We start from the raw sequence: 15,144 nt of genomic DNA, 5'->3' as shown, positions 1-15,144 counted from the left end.
CGATTGCGTACCAAGTTTTTTTATTTTTAGAAAAAGCAGACGGACTTTCTAAAAGAAATTCACTATTCGATCCTGTCGATGATTTCTTCAGGAAAATCGTCTATTTGCTTGTCAATTTTGCTGTCTTTGTATTTCTCTTCTTGGATAGTCAACAAAATCTTTGTAAGGTTCCCCCAGTCTACTGCTCTTGGCGGATCAAGCCAAACCACTACTTGGGACACACTTTCTTCATATAAATTGTTTCTATTCGTGATTATAACATCCGGAAAATCAGACTTTCCAGCCTCTATCACTTCCGTATTCAGATTAATATACAAACTTAAATTTTTCTTGATAAATCGATTATAGGCAGCACCATAAGAAAAATCGATAATGATTTTTACTGGCTCAGAAACCAGTTGAACGGGTATGTGATTGATCAATAACAATAAATAACTGAAAAAAAGAAAAAATTTATCTTGAAGCAACTCTTTGTGTTTTGACATTAGATCATTCATATACTCTAACAGATAGCAATAAAATGTAGGATAGTTTTGATTAAAAAAAGAAATATCTAGTGGAAATTCATCCGATTTATTAAGGGTATAATGCAAAAGTTTAAAATGTATTTTGGTTAACTCATTTTGGATCGATTTTCTCGTTTCTTTCGGTAACCGTTTGAACCGTTTTTCAAAACTTTCAATGATCCGCTCATTCAACCATTCGATTGTTTCATCTTCTTTTTTCCTCAAATACTTTTGATCTAACTTATCATGGAGATAAAGCCACGAGAGTGTCTTACAGATAAAAACAACTGATTCTGTCTCCAGTACTCCTTTTAGATAGAAAAATCCTATATCTGAGAAAAACAGCGGCTGATTGTTGGCAATATCTAAAGAATCTTCTTGTTCAGACAATAGATTGATTGCTAAAAAGTGGAATAATTTCTTTTTTTCATAAGCGGAAAGAGGATAATACCGATTTAAATTTTTTACCATTTTTTCTGTTTTTATAATTATAGGTAACGCATACAACTTTTCAACACTTATTTCTGTTGAGTTAAAAAGATTATATAAAAAAAGGCGGATGTTTTTAGGATTTCCTGTCAACTTTCTCTTCTCAAAAAAAATTTGATACTTTTTTAGATTTCTTTTCAGCCCTTGCAATACTTTATAAGCCACAGAATAACTCACATGATGCTGTTCAGCAAAATTTTCTATTGAGATATATTTTTCCTGAAAGAAAGCCAATACCATTTTCATGGATAAAGAATCTGTTATATAGCGAGATAATAGGGCATTACTAGAACTTTTACCATTGATTTCCAAACATATCACCAATTCACTAACAGTTAGACGAAAGTTTTTCTCTAAATCGAACATTTGTAAATCATGTTTTAGCTTATCGATAGTTTTTTTCAAGAGAAATGTCGATAACGATAGTTTCTCTTGAATATCCGAGATTGATTCTGATAAATTTGAGCTTGCTTCTAAATATTTAAGTAATGAATAACTTCTATAATCTTCCTTGCTTAAAAAAAACTCATAATTCATTAGCGATCAGCTCTTTCTACGTATATTGCTGTTTCCATTCCTTCACTGCTACTATCCCTTCTTATTCGTATTTCCTACATCGTCCCAACTGTACGCTACACAAACTGGAGGATCCGTTTATTGACCATTCTTGCTGTTAGACCTATTATAATGATTATATCATTTACTTATAGGCATCTACGCTAATACAAAAGCGTTTTATACTATCGAAAAAGAACGTAAATATCACGCAATAAGGAAAATATTTATTATTTTGATCTTACTTTTCTTTCTCTTCTTTCTTTCTCAAAATAAACCAAAGGATAAGTATTAAAACGAACAACAAGAAAATCAGCGCTTCTAAGATGTAGATCCAATTATTGGCCTTTTTAATCGTCACATCCTTCGTATTCAATTCCTTGGCTTCTTTCTCGTCTATCATAAACGCTTTTTCAAATATCCATTGGTCGGTATAGTTGATGATGGTATTTTCTTTTTTTCTTGAGAATTTTCCGTTTTCATTTTCATTTCCTAGAATGGTCATTGTGAGATGATATTCGCCTGGAGTTAGTGGCTGACCATTCAAAGCTGTTGGAAAAGAAAAGTTTGTATTCGGCGCAATCTGCAATCCTTCTTTTTCCTCCTGATATAAAACTTCAGAATGCCCTTTTTTTGTAATTTTTGTTTCAATAACTACCTGATTGATATAGGTTTTTTGATCATTTTGAACGTTTGCTAAAATGACATTTCTTGCATTGATTTGATCAGGTTTAACTTCATGGAGAACTAAGTTAGGAGCAACTTCATTCAGTGTCTGTCGCATTAACAAGGCAACAGTATAGGCGTATTCATTCTCAATCGATAAGCTTTGATCCTTGTTTTCTGTTTGATCCTTTTCCGTCACAATTTCTTTGAATGTGATCCCACCGGCCAATACACCATCGAATCGATCTTTTGGCATCTTAGCATGAAAAACCACGGTTTGAACGCTTTTAGGTTCCAGTGTCACTGTCTCTGGATAACTCACATAGTCGATCAGATCAAAGATTAGACTTTCGTCTTTTTCAATCTCATTTTTTCCATATTCAACCATCACGTTTGAATTAGTCGTTGCGCTATTCACAGAAATGTCGATTTTCACTTCTTTTTCCGTATCATTTCTCAATTCTGCTTTTAATTCTACTTCCTGATCTGGAACAAGTTGGAGATCGAAATAAGTTTTTCTTTTATCGATTTGATTCTCCGAAGTTATTGGCGTCACCGAAAAATTGAATGCACTAGCTGTCACTGGTAAATGGTTAAAAAGTGTCCCTATAATAACTAGGAGTGTTACAAATAATTGCTGTTTTGGTTTCAAGTAAATCGCTCCTTTCATCATATGTAAGAAAAGATGGGAACAAAAGCGTGTCTCTGCCATTTTAAGCTGTGCAGGAAATAAGTATTTATGGTTCCTGTTGTCCTTGGTGCACCATGCTTTTGTCCTCATCTTCTCTTTTTATTAATTTTCTGGAACATCTGCAAGAATCCAGGATAGTTTCCCCTCAAATGTTCCAATCCTTTGATTTTCTACAGGAATATCTATTCTGATTCCATGTTGAGATGTAGAATCTAAAATAGCAGACAAATCACTTTCGCCTTTTTGGTCACTTTCAAAAATCGTAACAGCAGATGACCCTATAACCGTTGTCTCTTCAGAAGTAACAAACGAAAGAGCTTCCGGGAGTTCAAACGTTCCATTTGTAAGAACTTTTTCTTGTTTCAGTTGTAATGTCCAACCTCCAGAAGCCCGTTCATCCATGATTTTCAATCCACCTGAGAACTGCCCAAATACACTTAATGGTTTATTGGATATTTTGTGTTGCCCAAAATCAACATACTGAGGAGCCGCTGAAAGATAAAGCTTTCCTTTTCTGTAATAAAAATAGATATCCACTGTATTTTCGGAAAAGACACCTTCTGTATTCGCTGAATCAGAGTCAAAAACATATCCCTCAATATCAATAGGAAATTCTTTATAATTCTCTCCGATTTTTCCAGTGATTGTTTTCATTTCTGCGAGATCATTTTGACTCTCTTTCTCTTTATAGTAAACATGGACATCTATTTCCTTCAGCTTCGCAATCGTCAGATTTATATCATTTGACTGCTCAATTAACTTTGCATCCTCAAGATATTCAAAGTGCATAGTGAGTACCTTTTCGGGAATGGCTTCTCGCAAATCTGTTTCCAACTCAATAATCAATGTATCTCCAAGAACAAAATAATCTCCTAGATTGAGTGTGACTCGGTTTCCTGTTATCAGGATATCTTTGGTATCAACTTGATTTCCGTTGATCAAGATACGCTCAGGAATATTTAATTCTTGTGCTAGGTCTATACTAGTCTCCAATTTCTTATCTTCAAGAAAATTCCCAGTAACTTTCAATGTATTTCTGATAGTTATCTTATCGTTTCTTTCAACTTCAGCGATGGCCCCATAATCACTATCATTGACTTTTACATCAGCTGTTGATGACACATTAGATGGAAGTTGCGTCATAGCAATAGCGTTTTCTTGAAAAAATGTACCTGTTGAAGAAGTAAATCCCCAATTTACTTGTGTAGAACCGAATTGACTGATGAGATCAGGTACAATGTGAGAAGAGCGTCCGACACCTTCCAGATCATAGGTGAGACTTCTTTGAGACGCGTCCCATTGAATGATTAATGTACGCCATGTACCATCAGAGAGAAAGGTAGGTGCTACTGTTACGCCAGTATGCTCTCCGGAATAATTGTTGTTATTTGGTTTAGGAGTGACAAAGGCGACATGCCCATGTCCCTTATTATCGGCAGTTATTTCACGATCCATTCGATCAGAAGAACCACTATTTTTATATGTGTCGAACTCAATCGAGAGTGCATTTGCGACATAAGGCTGTCCTGATCGAGTCGAATAAGAACCAATTCCCATACCTGGGGAACCGATAACTTGACTGGGATCATTAGCCATTCTAGAATCACCAGTCAATGTAAAAGTCATACCATCTCCTGCTTTATCTCGTTGATTTCCTAAATATAAATAACATTTAAATGTAAAATCTGAGCGTAAATCGATTTTATTGTTTGACCAAATAGCTCCTCTTTGAGACCTCTCTGCTGGATTCAGTTGCAATAGCTTCCCGTTTTCCAATATGGACGTGCTGGTACCGATAGGTTGTTGAAAAATCTTATCAATAGAAATAATATTGGGATCATCAGGCAGCCCCACTCGATAAGTCGGGACATTCTCCAATGGCTGTTTGATTAACTCTTCAGATTCTTCTTTGTCAGTGGTCTCTTTACTGTCAGTAGTACTTGAATTCTCACTGCTTTCTTGGATCTGGCTGGATTCTGTTAAACGATCGAGTGTCGAAGTCTCTTTGCTTTCTTCGACTCTTCTATTATCACTGACCAACTGATTCGATTCCAAAGAATACCCTATAATCGGAAAGATATTAGTCGCTAATAGACTGCTTAAAATGAGCACGATCCTTCTCTTTTTCACTATATCTTTTCCTCCTGATTGTTGAATTCCCAGATGAACTGTTCCTGTCCAAACTAATATAGCTTGGCCTTTACCAACCTTTGTTTAGATTGTCTTCACAAAACCGTTTGACTGCATGCTTATTTTCAACTGTTCTTGTAAGTAAACTAGTTATTGGGTGTATCTTCTAATGTCCAAATTAATTTAGTAGAATATTGTTGCGCTAACTTGACAGATGTACCAGGTACCGAAAGCTGTACCGCATCTTTATTTTCATTTTCATTCGCACCAAATCGATAGACCCAAGTCCCCACACCTGTTCCTGATTTAGCATTGATTGCTAACGTATTATTTCCTCCTGGTGTCAGCGTTAATTCAGAATTGACCGTTTCAGGTGTATATGTTGGATCAACCAAAGAAACAGCTTGCCCTTTCGTAAACTTCAGCTGTGCTCCAACTAGTTCGTCCCCACTGGCAGTTTTAAATTGTTCTGGTTGGGCTACACTTAATTTCCACCCAGATAGTGTTCCTCTTTTATCTGTCACTTGGACATATGTCGGTTTTTTAGAACCATCAGTCATTTCATCAGCAGATGCATAATACGTTTTATCTGCAGTAGATATTTTTTGAGTCCCAAATTTGAATTTTGATCCATAGTCAATCGATAATGCTCCTCCTGTTCCAGGACTTGGAGGGTCTACTGGATCGACAGGGACGTTGGGATCAGGATCTTCCGGATCAACTGGAGGAGTTATTCCCTCATCTCCTGCTTCAAATGTGATTGTTCCGTCTGTGTTATATTCCTTTGGGTATACTTCAGCTGCAGAGACGAAAGTCGTACTTACTGCCATACTGAATAACATCGTTGCCACTAATATAGTTTCTTTTTTCATCATTGCCATTCCTCTTTCTTTTTTTAATAAATATACAATCGATCCATAGCACATGTTTGCTTTACGGAACTTATGAGAGAGAAGAATATCGTTCCGTATCTGCTCATATATGTCGATTAGTTGTTAGATGATTATCAGTCCGTTTTGATTCTTATTTTTCTATTGCCGCTTGATGCAATTAAAATTAGAACTGTAGCTGTCATAGTCTTTAAAATCATTTGTACATCTCACACCCCCATCCATCAAATATGACTTGACTGTCAAGACTGCAATCAATAGTTATTATAAGTAAATAAAAAATACATATTATATTATTTTTTGACAGTATCAGATAAAAAAAGAATAAACGCTTGCATCTAGTACTCCCTATGTTATGAATCGATCGATCAAATAAACATTCGCTGACTATTCTTCACAGCAAAAAAGCAGCATATCCACAATAAATGGATCTACTGCTCTTACTTATCCTTATAATTAACAGGGATTTTCTTTGTCGTTGATGATATTCCATCACTCCCGTAATAATAACAAAAAAAATATTAGAACCTATTAAAATCAATAGGTGTCGCGGTTTCCTTCAATACGGTATTTAAGCTTTCGATATTTGCTCGTCCTTGTGTATTCATCCATTCAATTGCTGCCTCTTTTCCATCAAGGACATAATGTTTGATTCCATCAGCCCAAGTGGCACGACCACAAAGAACACCGTTGAAAGTAGAACCGGCATGTTTTGCAAAATGTAAGGTTTCTTGGAACAATCCAGAGGTTACACCAGCACTCAAAAAAACGTAAGGCAGAGGAGTAGATTCAGCTTGTTCTTTGAAAAAAGCTGCTGCTTCTGATTTTGTATAAATAGCTTCATCTATCCCATACCCTTCGACATATTTCATATTGACTGGCACTTCTACTTTTAGTGCATCCACCCCGTAACGTGTTTTAGAGAATTCTTTCATCATTTCAATCACTTTATGGGGTTTTTCGCGTGCATATTTTTTCGATGTTGAATCAGGAATGGTTGCATCATAAGACAGCAATTCTAGAAAGAATGGTAACTTCTCTGCTTGGCACTCCAAACCAATTCGTTCAATAAAGGCGTGCTTTTGATGATTGATTTCTTCAGATTCATCAATATCATAATATAGCAGGGTTTTACATGCATCCGCACCAGCTTCTTTCAAGCGCTTGACTGACCAAGAAGCTAACAAATCTGGGAGGCGTCCAGGAGTGGAGGTATCATAGCCGGTTTTCTCATAAGCTAACAATAATCCTGAATTTTCGTTCTTTACATCAGCAGCAGGTAGCCCGTAGTCTGGATCTAATAAAATAGATGATGCATATTCCGTTAATTCAGAGGCAACGATTTTCTTAAATTCTACAATCTCTGTGTCTTCTGCTTCACTTCCCTTGAATTGAGCAATCATTTTCTTCAATGCACCACGTTGGTCGATTGCTAAAGCACCAATTATCCCCTCGCTACTACATAAGCGATTGATAAATCGTCGTTTTTCTTCATTCAAATTGATATCCTCCTAGACTTCTTTTATTTGTATCTGCTTAATTAATGTATGATAATTTACTAACTCAATATAACCCGTGGTTTCTTCTTGTGCATTTAGTATTCCCAGAGCATTTCCTTGCTTCAGCACCACATCAACTGATTTTTCTTTTTCAATAGCAACCGCTAAACCAGCTAACATTGCATCACCAGAACCTACAGGGTTTACGGCTTTGATTGAAGGAATCATCACATGATAGAATCGATTCGAATGTTTAGCAAATGCACCTTTTCTACCCATCGAGACTACAACCCAGTCAATACCAGCAAATAACGGATCCGATAAAGCTACTTTCAGTTGCTTCACATCTGTAGTGATAGGCTGATCTAATAACTCCGCTAGTTCTTGTATGTTTGGCTTAATCAAATACGGTTTAGACTCTCCTTTAAGTACTGTCATCAATGCTTCGCCAGAACAATCTAACATGACCGGCTTGGGTCTGCAGACTTGTATCATTTGCTGGTAAAAATCTATCGGAAGTCCTTGAGGCAAACTACCAGAAAAACAAATAACATCAGCTTTTACTGCCAATTTTCCTAAATGATTGAGAAAGTCAGAAGCCTCTTGTGTAGAAACAATTGGTCCACTTTCTAAGATTTCCGTCTGCTGACCTTCATGTAAAATAGCGATGCAATTTCGTGTTTCGCTTTTGATGGACAAAAATTCATGAAGGATATTATCTTGTGTTAACCTCTCTTTGATTTCTTCCCCTAAAACCCCACCAATTAATCCACTCGCCATCACTTCTGCATCTAATTGTTTCAAAATGCGTGTGACATTCAATCCTTTCCCACCGACTGTTTTTTTCACATTTTTCACACGATTGACTGCATCTAAACTAAATTCTGTTAATGGATAAGAAACATCGATTGAAGGATTCATCGTAATCGTTAGAATCATTGATTAGCCTCACAATCTTGGTATTCATCGCGATTCCATTTTTCGATAAATTCATCAAAAAAATTCGGATCAATTTGATACTCATTAGCTTTTTCGATTTGTTTGATTTTAGCAATCAGTTGCTGGTTCTCATCCGTTTCTTGATATTTTGCCTGAATGAAAGCATCAAGAATATCACAAATCAAAAATTCTCCAGTAATCCGAGCGCCAAACCCGATCACATTTGCATCCAATTGTTCTTTTGCATAGATAGCTGTTGTCATATCACGCACTAATGCGCTCCGAATACCTGGAACTTTGTTTACTGCATTATTGATTCCTACCCCGGTCCCACATAAACAGACCCCTAGATCTGCTTTTCCCATCACTACTGCTTCTCCTACTTTTTTTCCATAAATAGGATAATGAGTCCGTGTGAAATCATAGGTTCCTATGTCTAATACTTCATGTCCTTTTGCTTTCAAAAAATCTGATAGAGCCATTTTAGTATCTGTGACGATGTGGTCACAACCAATTGCGATTTTCATACTTTCTCCTTTTTTATGCCATTTTATTCAACATATCTACACGAACTTGATGTCTACCACCTGCGTAAGTTGCTTGTAAAAATTCCTTTACGATTGATAACGCTAACTCTTCTCCTACGATCTTCGACCCAAGAGCAATCATGCGAGAATTATTGTGCTCTCTAGTCATATAAGCGCTACGTTCGTCTGAAACTACTGCTGCAATCATCCCTTTGACTTTTGTTGCTGAGATGAAGCTTCCTACTCCGTAACCGTCTACTGTAATACCTAAACTTCCTTCATTATTCATTAGATCATTCGCGACGGCTAAAGCAGATGCTACAAAATCTTCAGAAGGTGTCTCACTTTTATCTGCTATCATAAATCCTTTTTCGATTAGATCTTTCTTGATCACTTCTTTCAGTTGCATTCCATCTTTATCCGAACCGATTACTATACGCATCTTCTTACCTCTCTTCCTTATTCAAGCAATTTGCTGTTGCTGATTTTCTTATACCAATAGGCACTTTTTTTCGCATATCGATTTTGATTTTTAAAATCGACATAAAATAAACCATAGCGTTTCTTATAGCCATTTGTCCATGAAAACACGTCCATCAATGACCATACAAAGTAACCTTCTACATTTACCCCGCGCTCAATAGCTTTTAAAATGGCTTTCAAATGTACGAAAATATAAGCGATTCGAGAATCATCTTGCACTTGCTTGTCACATAACACATCTTTTTCGCCCATTCCATTTTCTGTTACATAGATTTTTTTATAGTTTGGATACCGTTCCTTGATAAAGACCAACATATCCTCTAGCCCTTGCGGATAAATTGGCCAATCCCAGTCTGTTGTTGGAACTTCAGGGTTATTGACTCTTTCTCCAACCCCTTTCAATGCAAAACGACTACTTCCTTTTTCTCCCGTACCGTTGTGATGGATAGTAGATTCACCAATATAAGCTTTTACGAAATGGCTAGCATAATAATTGACTCCAATAAAATCAATTTGATCAGCTGCATAAGCTAACATCTCAAATTCTTCACGTGTAGTCTTCAACACTCCTTTATTTTCGCGAAGAATTTCTTCAATGTTCTCCAAAGTATCTTCAGCGTAATGTCCCCTATAAGTAGCATCTAATAAAAATTGATTTGCTAAAATATGTTCTTTTCTTGCAGAACGTGTATCTTCAAGATGATTAGTGATACCATATTTTGATTCCAAGATGTGGACAATACCGATTTCTCCTAGGTACTCCGCCTTTTTATACTTTTCAACTACTTTTGCATGAGCAACCATCATGTTATGCATAGCTTGGATTGCTTTTGGAAGATCGTATTTTATATTCGGTGGAAAATGACCAATAATGTATTGACCAGCTTCTACAGACCAAGGCTCATTGAACGTGACCCAATAATTTACTTTGTTCCCATATTCTTTGAAACAAAACTCCGCAAAATCAACATAAGCAATAATCGTTTTTTGAGAAAGCCAATCGCCCTTTTCGAACAAAGATAAAGGGGTGTCAAAGTGATGCAAGGTAACAAAGGTTTCCACTCCATTAGCTATACATTCATCAATCAATTTGTGATAAAACTGGACACCGGATGGATCAAATTTTCCGACACCTGAAGGAAATATCCGTGACCAAGCAATAGAAATACGAAGACCATTGATACCGAATGTACGGCATAATTCTAGATCTTCTGGGTATTTATGATAAAAATCACTTGCTAGACTTGGATCAAACATACCTTGCTCTTTTAAATAATCATCCCAATAATTCTTCCCTCGATTTCCTTCTAATAGTGCACCTTCTGCTTGAAAAGCAGCTGTCGCAGCACCAAAAACAAAATGTTCCGGAAACTTATTCATTCTTTACCTCCTTAAATTAAATTCTTAAAAACAAAATCTACTGCTTGATTCGGCGCTTTCGCTAAAGCCACATACTCCGCTCCACTAGTAGAAACAGCTTTTGTTTTGTAATTTTTTACATCTTCTTCCAATTCTTTAAACATTGAAGCCATTTGTGGAGCTAAAACGATCAAATCAAATTCATTGATTAAATCTTTGTGTTGCCCATAAGCCATTGCTGTAGATTCAATATCGATAGCTCGAGCTTTAGCACCTTTTTTGATTGCATTAGCCAACATAGAACTTGTTGCACCATTTGCACATAGAACCAATACATTTTTTTGACCACCTTCTTCCATTAACCCTGTAGTCACTTGTTCAGCTATAGGAGGTTCTTCTGTAAAAATCGGTTCAGCCTTTACTTCCTCAAGGGTTTCTTTTGCCACTAATTCATTGTCATATGCTTTGAAAAATGGAAAATATATTAAAAAATCAACGATCAGTAATAGTATGACTAATAAAACTGCTAATCCAGCAAATCCTGTTCCTAAAATCAAACCAATTGGTCCAGGCGTTGTCCATGGCAAATTATAAATAAATCCATCCATCCCTAAAGTATCAACGAAAAACTTAAAAATCCACACATTTAAGATTGGCGCAGTCACAAAAGGAATAAAGAAAATCGGGTTCAAAACAACTGGTGCACCAAACAGGATCGGTTCATTCACACCAAATAACACAGGGATAGCAGAAGCACGACCAATCGTTTTCATTTGCTTCGACTTTGCCAAAAAAGCAAACATGAATGTTAGGATAAGCGTAGCCCCTGTACCACCTAAAGTAGCGACAAAATATTGGATCCCTTGAGAAAGAATCCGTGGTGCATGTTCACCACTTTGATAGAGCTGAAGATTCGCTTCAACATTTGTAATATAGATTGCCGCAACTGCAGGTTCTACGATAGAAGGTCCGTGGATACCGACAAACCAGAAAAAAGCCATTGCCCCAAAAATCAATGCCAGTCCTAAATATCCATCTGCAGCACTAAAAATTGGCTGGAACAATTCAATAATCTTTTCTGAGAATCCTGTTCCTGCTAAATGCCTGAACCCTAAGTCGAATAACCAAAAAAAAACAGTTGCTAACGTGATTGGGATAAGATCTTTGAATGTCTGCGAAATATTCCCTGGAACTTCTTCAGGCATTTTTACAGTGATATTGTTTTTGACACAGAAACGATAGATGTTTGGGACAATAAATCCGACTACAAAAGCTGTCAACAATCCTTTTGTTCCCATAAAATCAGAAGAGAAACCGCCTTCAATCGCATCCACGCCAATAATCACAAATCCAATAAATGCTGCGATTATCGTTGAAGTAGGATTGATTTGATTGGTTTTAGGTAGTTTATTATTAAAAGTCTCCGTCAAACTTTTTGTCACAGTAGCTGCCATAAGCAAACCTAGAATACCCATTGATCCGTTGTAAGCCTTCATTAGAATCGTTTCGATTGATGTATCCCAATGGAAACCGAAAGCATTTGGAACATAAGCAGCTAACAAAAAGAAACTTGAAAAAAGAATCACTGGTATAAGGCTGATAAAGCCATCTCTAATCGCTCTCAAGTAAGGATTATTCGAAATCTTTTCAAAATGAGGTTTCATCTTTTCGATTGTTTGTATCAGCTGTTTCATACTGCTTCTGCCCCCTTACGCTTTTTTGTAGATATTGAATAAATGTCTGATCGTATCTTTCAATAACATCGTCGTCATCAAGTGATCTTGTGCATGGACCATGATAAAACCGATTTCGACTGATTCACCGTTTGCTTCAGCTGCTAACATTTGTGTTTGAGATTTATGTGCCTGCATCAAACTGGTATGAGCTTCTTCTACTAGCCGCTCTGCTTGCTCAAAATTTTTCTTTTCTGCTTCTTCAAGCGCTTCCATTAATTTGGATCGTGCTTCTCCTGCAAATGCAACTACTTCAAATCCAATCATTGCTGCTTCTTCTTTATTCATCGACTTCTCCTTTTTGTTTATTTTTGTTTGTTTTTGTTTCTTCCAAACACATCATAAAAGAAGAATCCATTCCTGTCAATAGCAGATTTACTGTTTAAAATTGACTTTATTTTCAAAATATAATATGTTTAATTCGGACATAAAAGAAGGACTTGAACGAGGGGCAAGAAAAAAATGATAAAAGAAGAACGTCAAAAGTATTTGATGGATTTATTGAGCCAATATAAATTCTTAAAAGTAAGAGACATCGTCAATGAACTTAAAATAACTGACATGACTGTTCGCAGAGACTTTCAAGAATTAGAAGATAAAGGACTGATCATTCGTGTACATGGCGGTGCAAGAATTATTGAAGACAATAAGAACGATATACTTACTGAGCTAAGCCATCGAGAAAAACAACATATCCATCTCAATGAAAAATTGGAGATTGCAAAGATCATTGCTGAGAATATATTCGAAGACGAGACTGTTTTTTTGGGTGCAGGTACAACCATCGAACTGGTCTATGAGTTTTTAACCGTGAACCATGCCAAGATTATCACGAATTCCATACATGTATTCGACAAATTCAAACATGATTCAAGATTTGAATTGATTTTGATTGGCGGTTCTTATCGGAGTAAAACTGGTGCATTTGTGGGGACGATTGCAAATGATTTTATTTCAGGAATCCATGTGATGAAAAGCTTTATCGGAGTAAATGGATTAGATACATCTGCTATCTATACTTCAAATGAAGACGAAGGATTAACTCAAAAATGTGCGTTGAATATTGCTGAACAGAGATTTATTGTTGCTGATCACCACAAAATAAATAAAAAAGATTTTTACAGTTTTTATTCTTTAAAAGACGCTGACTACCTAATCACTGACTCAATGATTACTGCGGAAGATCAAGAAATATTTGGAAAGAAGATCCCTATATTATCTTCTAAGGTACGACTTGATTTATCTTGAATAGAATGAGTTTTCCACTATTGCTTTCTCTCATGATGCCATAGATATAGAAAAACAAAAAAACTTGGTACAACATTCGTGTACCAAGTTTTTTTGTTTTTCTAGAATGGTTTATCGATCAATCATACACAGGTGTAACTGTTTCTTTCAATACGAAATGATCGTCATCGCTTGTTCAAATTCTTCTTGCAAATGTTGTGTTTGATAGGCATGAAAAGCTGGGTGATGGGCACGCAAGAGTACACGTAATTTCATAGGATCATAGCTGTCTAACAACTGTTCTTTCAAAACAAAATCACGAGTCAGTTGCCATTCATAATAATAACCGAATGGTCGACAACTATAAATTGCTCCATGGATCAACTGATCTTCGAACCGCCGATGCGTATGACCAAAAACTACTTGTTTGATATTTGAGTAATGGTCTAGTAATTTTCCGAATGATTCTGATCCTAAAAACGCATTTAATTTGTTCCAACGCTCATAAGGAGCAGATTGATACACGATAAATGCTCGTTTAGGAACGAAATGAGTGGATAGAATGACCTCAAGTTTTTTTGCTTCCAACTGGTCTAGCAAATTTTTTGCAGCTGCAAGCATTTCTGCATTGACCTCGAGATCTGTTTTCCCACGCTGGATGAATCGATCATACCAATACAAACGTTTCATTCGTACGATTGCATCGTAATCTTTCAATTCAGAAAACTGATAGTCGTACCAGCCATTCATCCCTAAAAGAACGGTCTGCTCATTTAAAGCAATATACCGTTCATTTAAAAAATGTGGGTCTGGAAAATGGTCCATCATCTGTTCATTGGGCACATCTGCCAACTCGTGATTGCCGAAATGAAAGGTCGTAGATAATCCTTTATTGACGAAAAATTCGACAACAGCTAGGCAACGATCTACTTTATTGGCCGTATCTCCGGCTAGATGAAGCCGAGTGATCTTGTGCTTTTGCAAAACTTGCCAAAGCTGCCTCAGCTCTGATTCGCCGAATTTATTGATGTCCACATGTAAGTCGCTGATGATCGCCAATTTTCCCATTTTATCCCTCTAGTCTTTTCGAACAACTTGCAAGTTGCCTTTTCTCAAGCCGCTGGGTCCTTTTAATTGTAAACTATTATAAGTTGGTTCTAAAGCAAGTGTTGATGGATCATCCATGTAAAGTATTGCACTGTCTTTGATTTTGATTGGTCCAACTGGTGTATCAGCCACTACAGAATAAAGACTTAGATCTGTTTGTGTATCTTTTTTGACAATGATCAATCGAAATGCCGTGTCTAATTGGCAACTGACTTGGCTTTCTGCAAATGGACCGTCGCCGTTTTCGATATCTAATAACAGTTGATCATCTGCTTCTAATTTATTTTTCAATACTTCTTGTGCTTCTTTTGTCACTTCTAATTTCATCTGTATCACCTCACGT

General features: G+C 36.4%; 14 protein-coding genes. 1 reads left to right on the top strand and 13 read right to left on the bottom strand.

What is annotated here, in order from left to right; translation table 11 throughout:
* Positions 1-62: 62 nt before the first annotated feature.
* The 11 genes from A5849_RS01970 to A5849_RS01920 form a co-directional block, all read right to left on the bottom strand.
* The gene (locus A5849_RS01970) at positions 63-1,361 is read right to left on the bottom strand and encodes a helix-turn-helix domain-containing protein (protein ID WP_256924052.1); all 1,299 of its coding nucleotides are present in this window, start codon (positions 1,359-1,361) and stop codon (positions 63-65) included.
* A gap of 430 nt (positions 1,362-1,791) precedes the next feature.
* Entirely contained in the window at positions 1,792-2,889 is a 1,098-nt protein-coding gene (locus A5849_RS01965) for a DUF916 and DUF3324 domain-containing protein (protein ID WP_029680886.1), read from the bottom strand.
* Between the two features lie 120 nt (positions 2,890-3,009).
* Positions 3,010-5,037: a MucBP domain-containing protein gene (locus A5849_RS01960; RefSeq protein ID WP_086309922.1), complete on the bottom strand. Its 2,028-nt coding sequence runs from the start codon at positions 5,035-5,037 to the stop codon at positions 3,010-3,012.
* Between the two features lie 146 nt (positions 5,038-5,183).
* Positions 5,184-5,912 carry a WxL domain-containing protein gene (locus A5849_RS01955; protein WP_002320687.1) on the bottom strand — a complete coding sequence of 243 codons (729 nt, stop codon included), beginning with the start codon at positions 5,910-5,912 and terminating at the stop codon, positions 5,184-5,186.
* 536 nt (positions 5,913-6,448) lie between these two features.
* Positions 6,449-7,426, bottom strand: coding sequence for a tagatose-bisphosphate aldolase (gene lacD / locus A5849_RS01950; protein WP_002309810.1), 978 nt, complete (start codon positions 7,424-7,426; stop codon positions 6,449-6,451).
* A gap of 12 nt (positions 7,427-7,438) precedes the next feature.
* Positions 7,439-8,365 (bottom strand): tagatose-6-phosphate kinase, encoded by a 927-nt coding sequence (gene lacC, locus A5849_RS01945; protein ID WP_002309811.1) that lies wholly within the window; start codon positions 8,363-8,365, stop codon positions 7,439-7,441.
* Positions 8,362-8,892 (bottom strand): galactose-6-phosphate isomerase subunit LacB, encoded by a 531-nt coding sequence (gene lacB / locus A5849_RS01940; RefSeq protein WP_002329748.1) that lies wholly within the window; start codon positions 8,890-8,892, stop codon positions 8,362-8,364. Before lacB ends, lacC begins: the two co-directional genes overlap by 4 nt.
* Positions 8,893-8,905: 13 nt before the next feature.
* A complete protein-coding gene (gene lacA, locus A5849_RS01935) occupies positions 8,906-9,334 on the bottom strand; it encodes a galactose-6-phosphate isomerase subunit LacA (RefSeq protein ID WP_002312375.1) in 429 nt (142 codons plus the stop codon).
* A 17-nt stretch (positions 9,335-9,351) separates the two neighbouring features.
* Positions 9,352-10,755 carry a 6-phospho-beta-galactosidase gene (gene lacG, locus A5849_RS01930; RefSeq protein WP_086309921.1) on the bottom strand — a complete coding sequence of 468 codons (1,404 nt, stop codon included), beginning with the start codon at positions 10,753-10,755 and terminating at the stop codon, positions 9,352-9,354.
* Positions 10,756-10,766: 11 nt separating this feature from the next.
* Entirely contained in the window at positions 10,767-12,428 is a 1,662-nt protein-coding gene (locus A5849_RS01925; protein ID WP_002345488.1) for a PTS transporter subunit EIIC, read from the bottom strand.
* A gap of 15 nt (positions 12,429-12,443) precedes the next feature.
* Entirely contained in the window at positions 12,444-12,755 is a 312-nt protein-coding gene (locus A5849_RS01920; protein ID WP_002309816.1) for a PTS lactose/cellobiose transporter subunit IIA, read from the bottom strand.
* 174 nt (positions 12,756-12,929) lie between these two features.
* Between A5849_RS01920 and A5849_RS01915 the strand changes: the two genes are divergently transcribed.
* On the top strand, positions 12,930-13,715 hold the full coding sequence (locus tag A5849_RS01915) for a DeoR/GlpR family DNA-binding transcription regulator (RefSeq protein ID WP_002329750.1): 786 nt from the start codon (positions 12,930-12,932) through the stop codon (positions 13,713-13,715).
* Between the two features lie 147 nt (positions 13,716-13,862).
* Here the strand turns inward: A5849_RS01915 and A5849_RS01910 are convergent, their stop codons facing one another.
* Both A5849_RS01910 and A5849_RS01905 read right to left on the bottom strand, forming a co-directional pair.
* Positions 13,863-14,762: a metallophosphoesterase gene (locus tag A5849_RS01910; protein WP_002313946.1), complete on the bottom strand. Its 900-nt coding sequence runs from the start codon at positions 14,760-14,762 to the stop codon at positions 13,863-13,865.
* 9 nt (positions 14,763-14,771) lie between these two features.
* Positions 14,772-15,128 (bottom strand): iron-sulfur cluster biosynthesis family protein, encoded by a 357-nt coding sequence (locus A5849_RS01905; protein ID WP_002287910.1) that lies wholly within the window; start codon positions 15,126-15,128, stop codon positions 14,772-14,774.
* Positions 15,129-15,144 lie beyond the last annotated feature (16 nt).

Source organism: Enterococcus sp. 10F3_DIV0382, from assembly GCF_002140245.1.
Lineage (GTDB): Bacteria > Bacillota > Bacilli > Lactobacillales > Enterococcaceae > Enterococcus_B > Enterococcus_B lactis.
The sequence above is the reverse complement of the archived record's forward strand: the minus strand, read 5'-3'. Positions and strand labels throughout refer to the sequence as shown.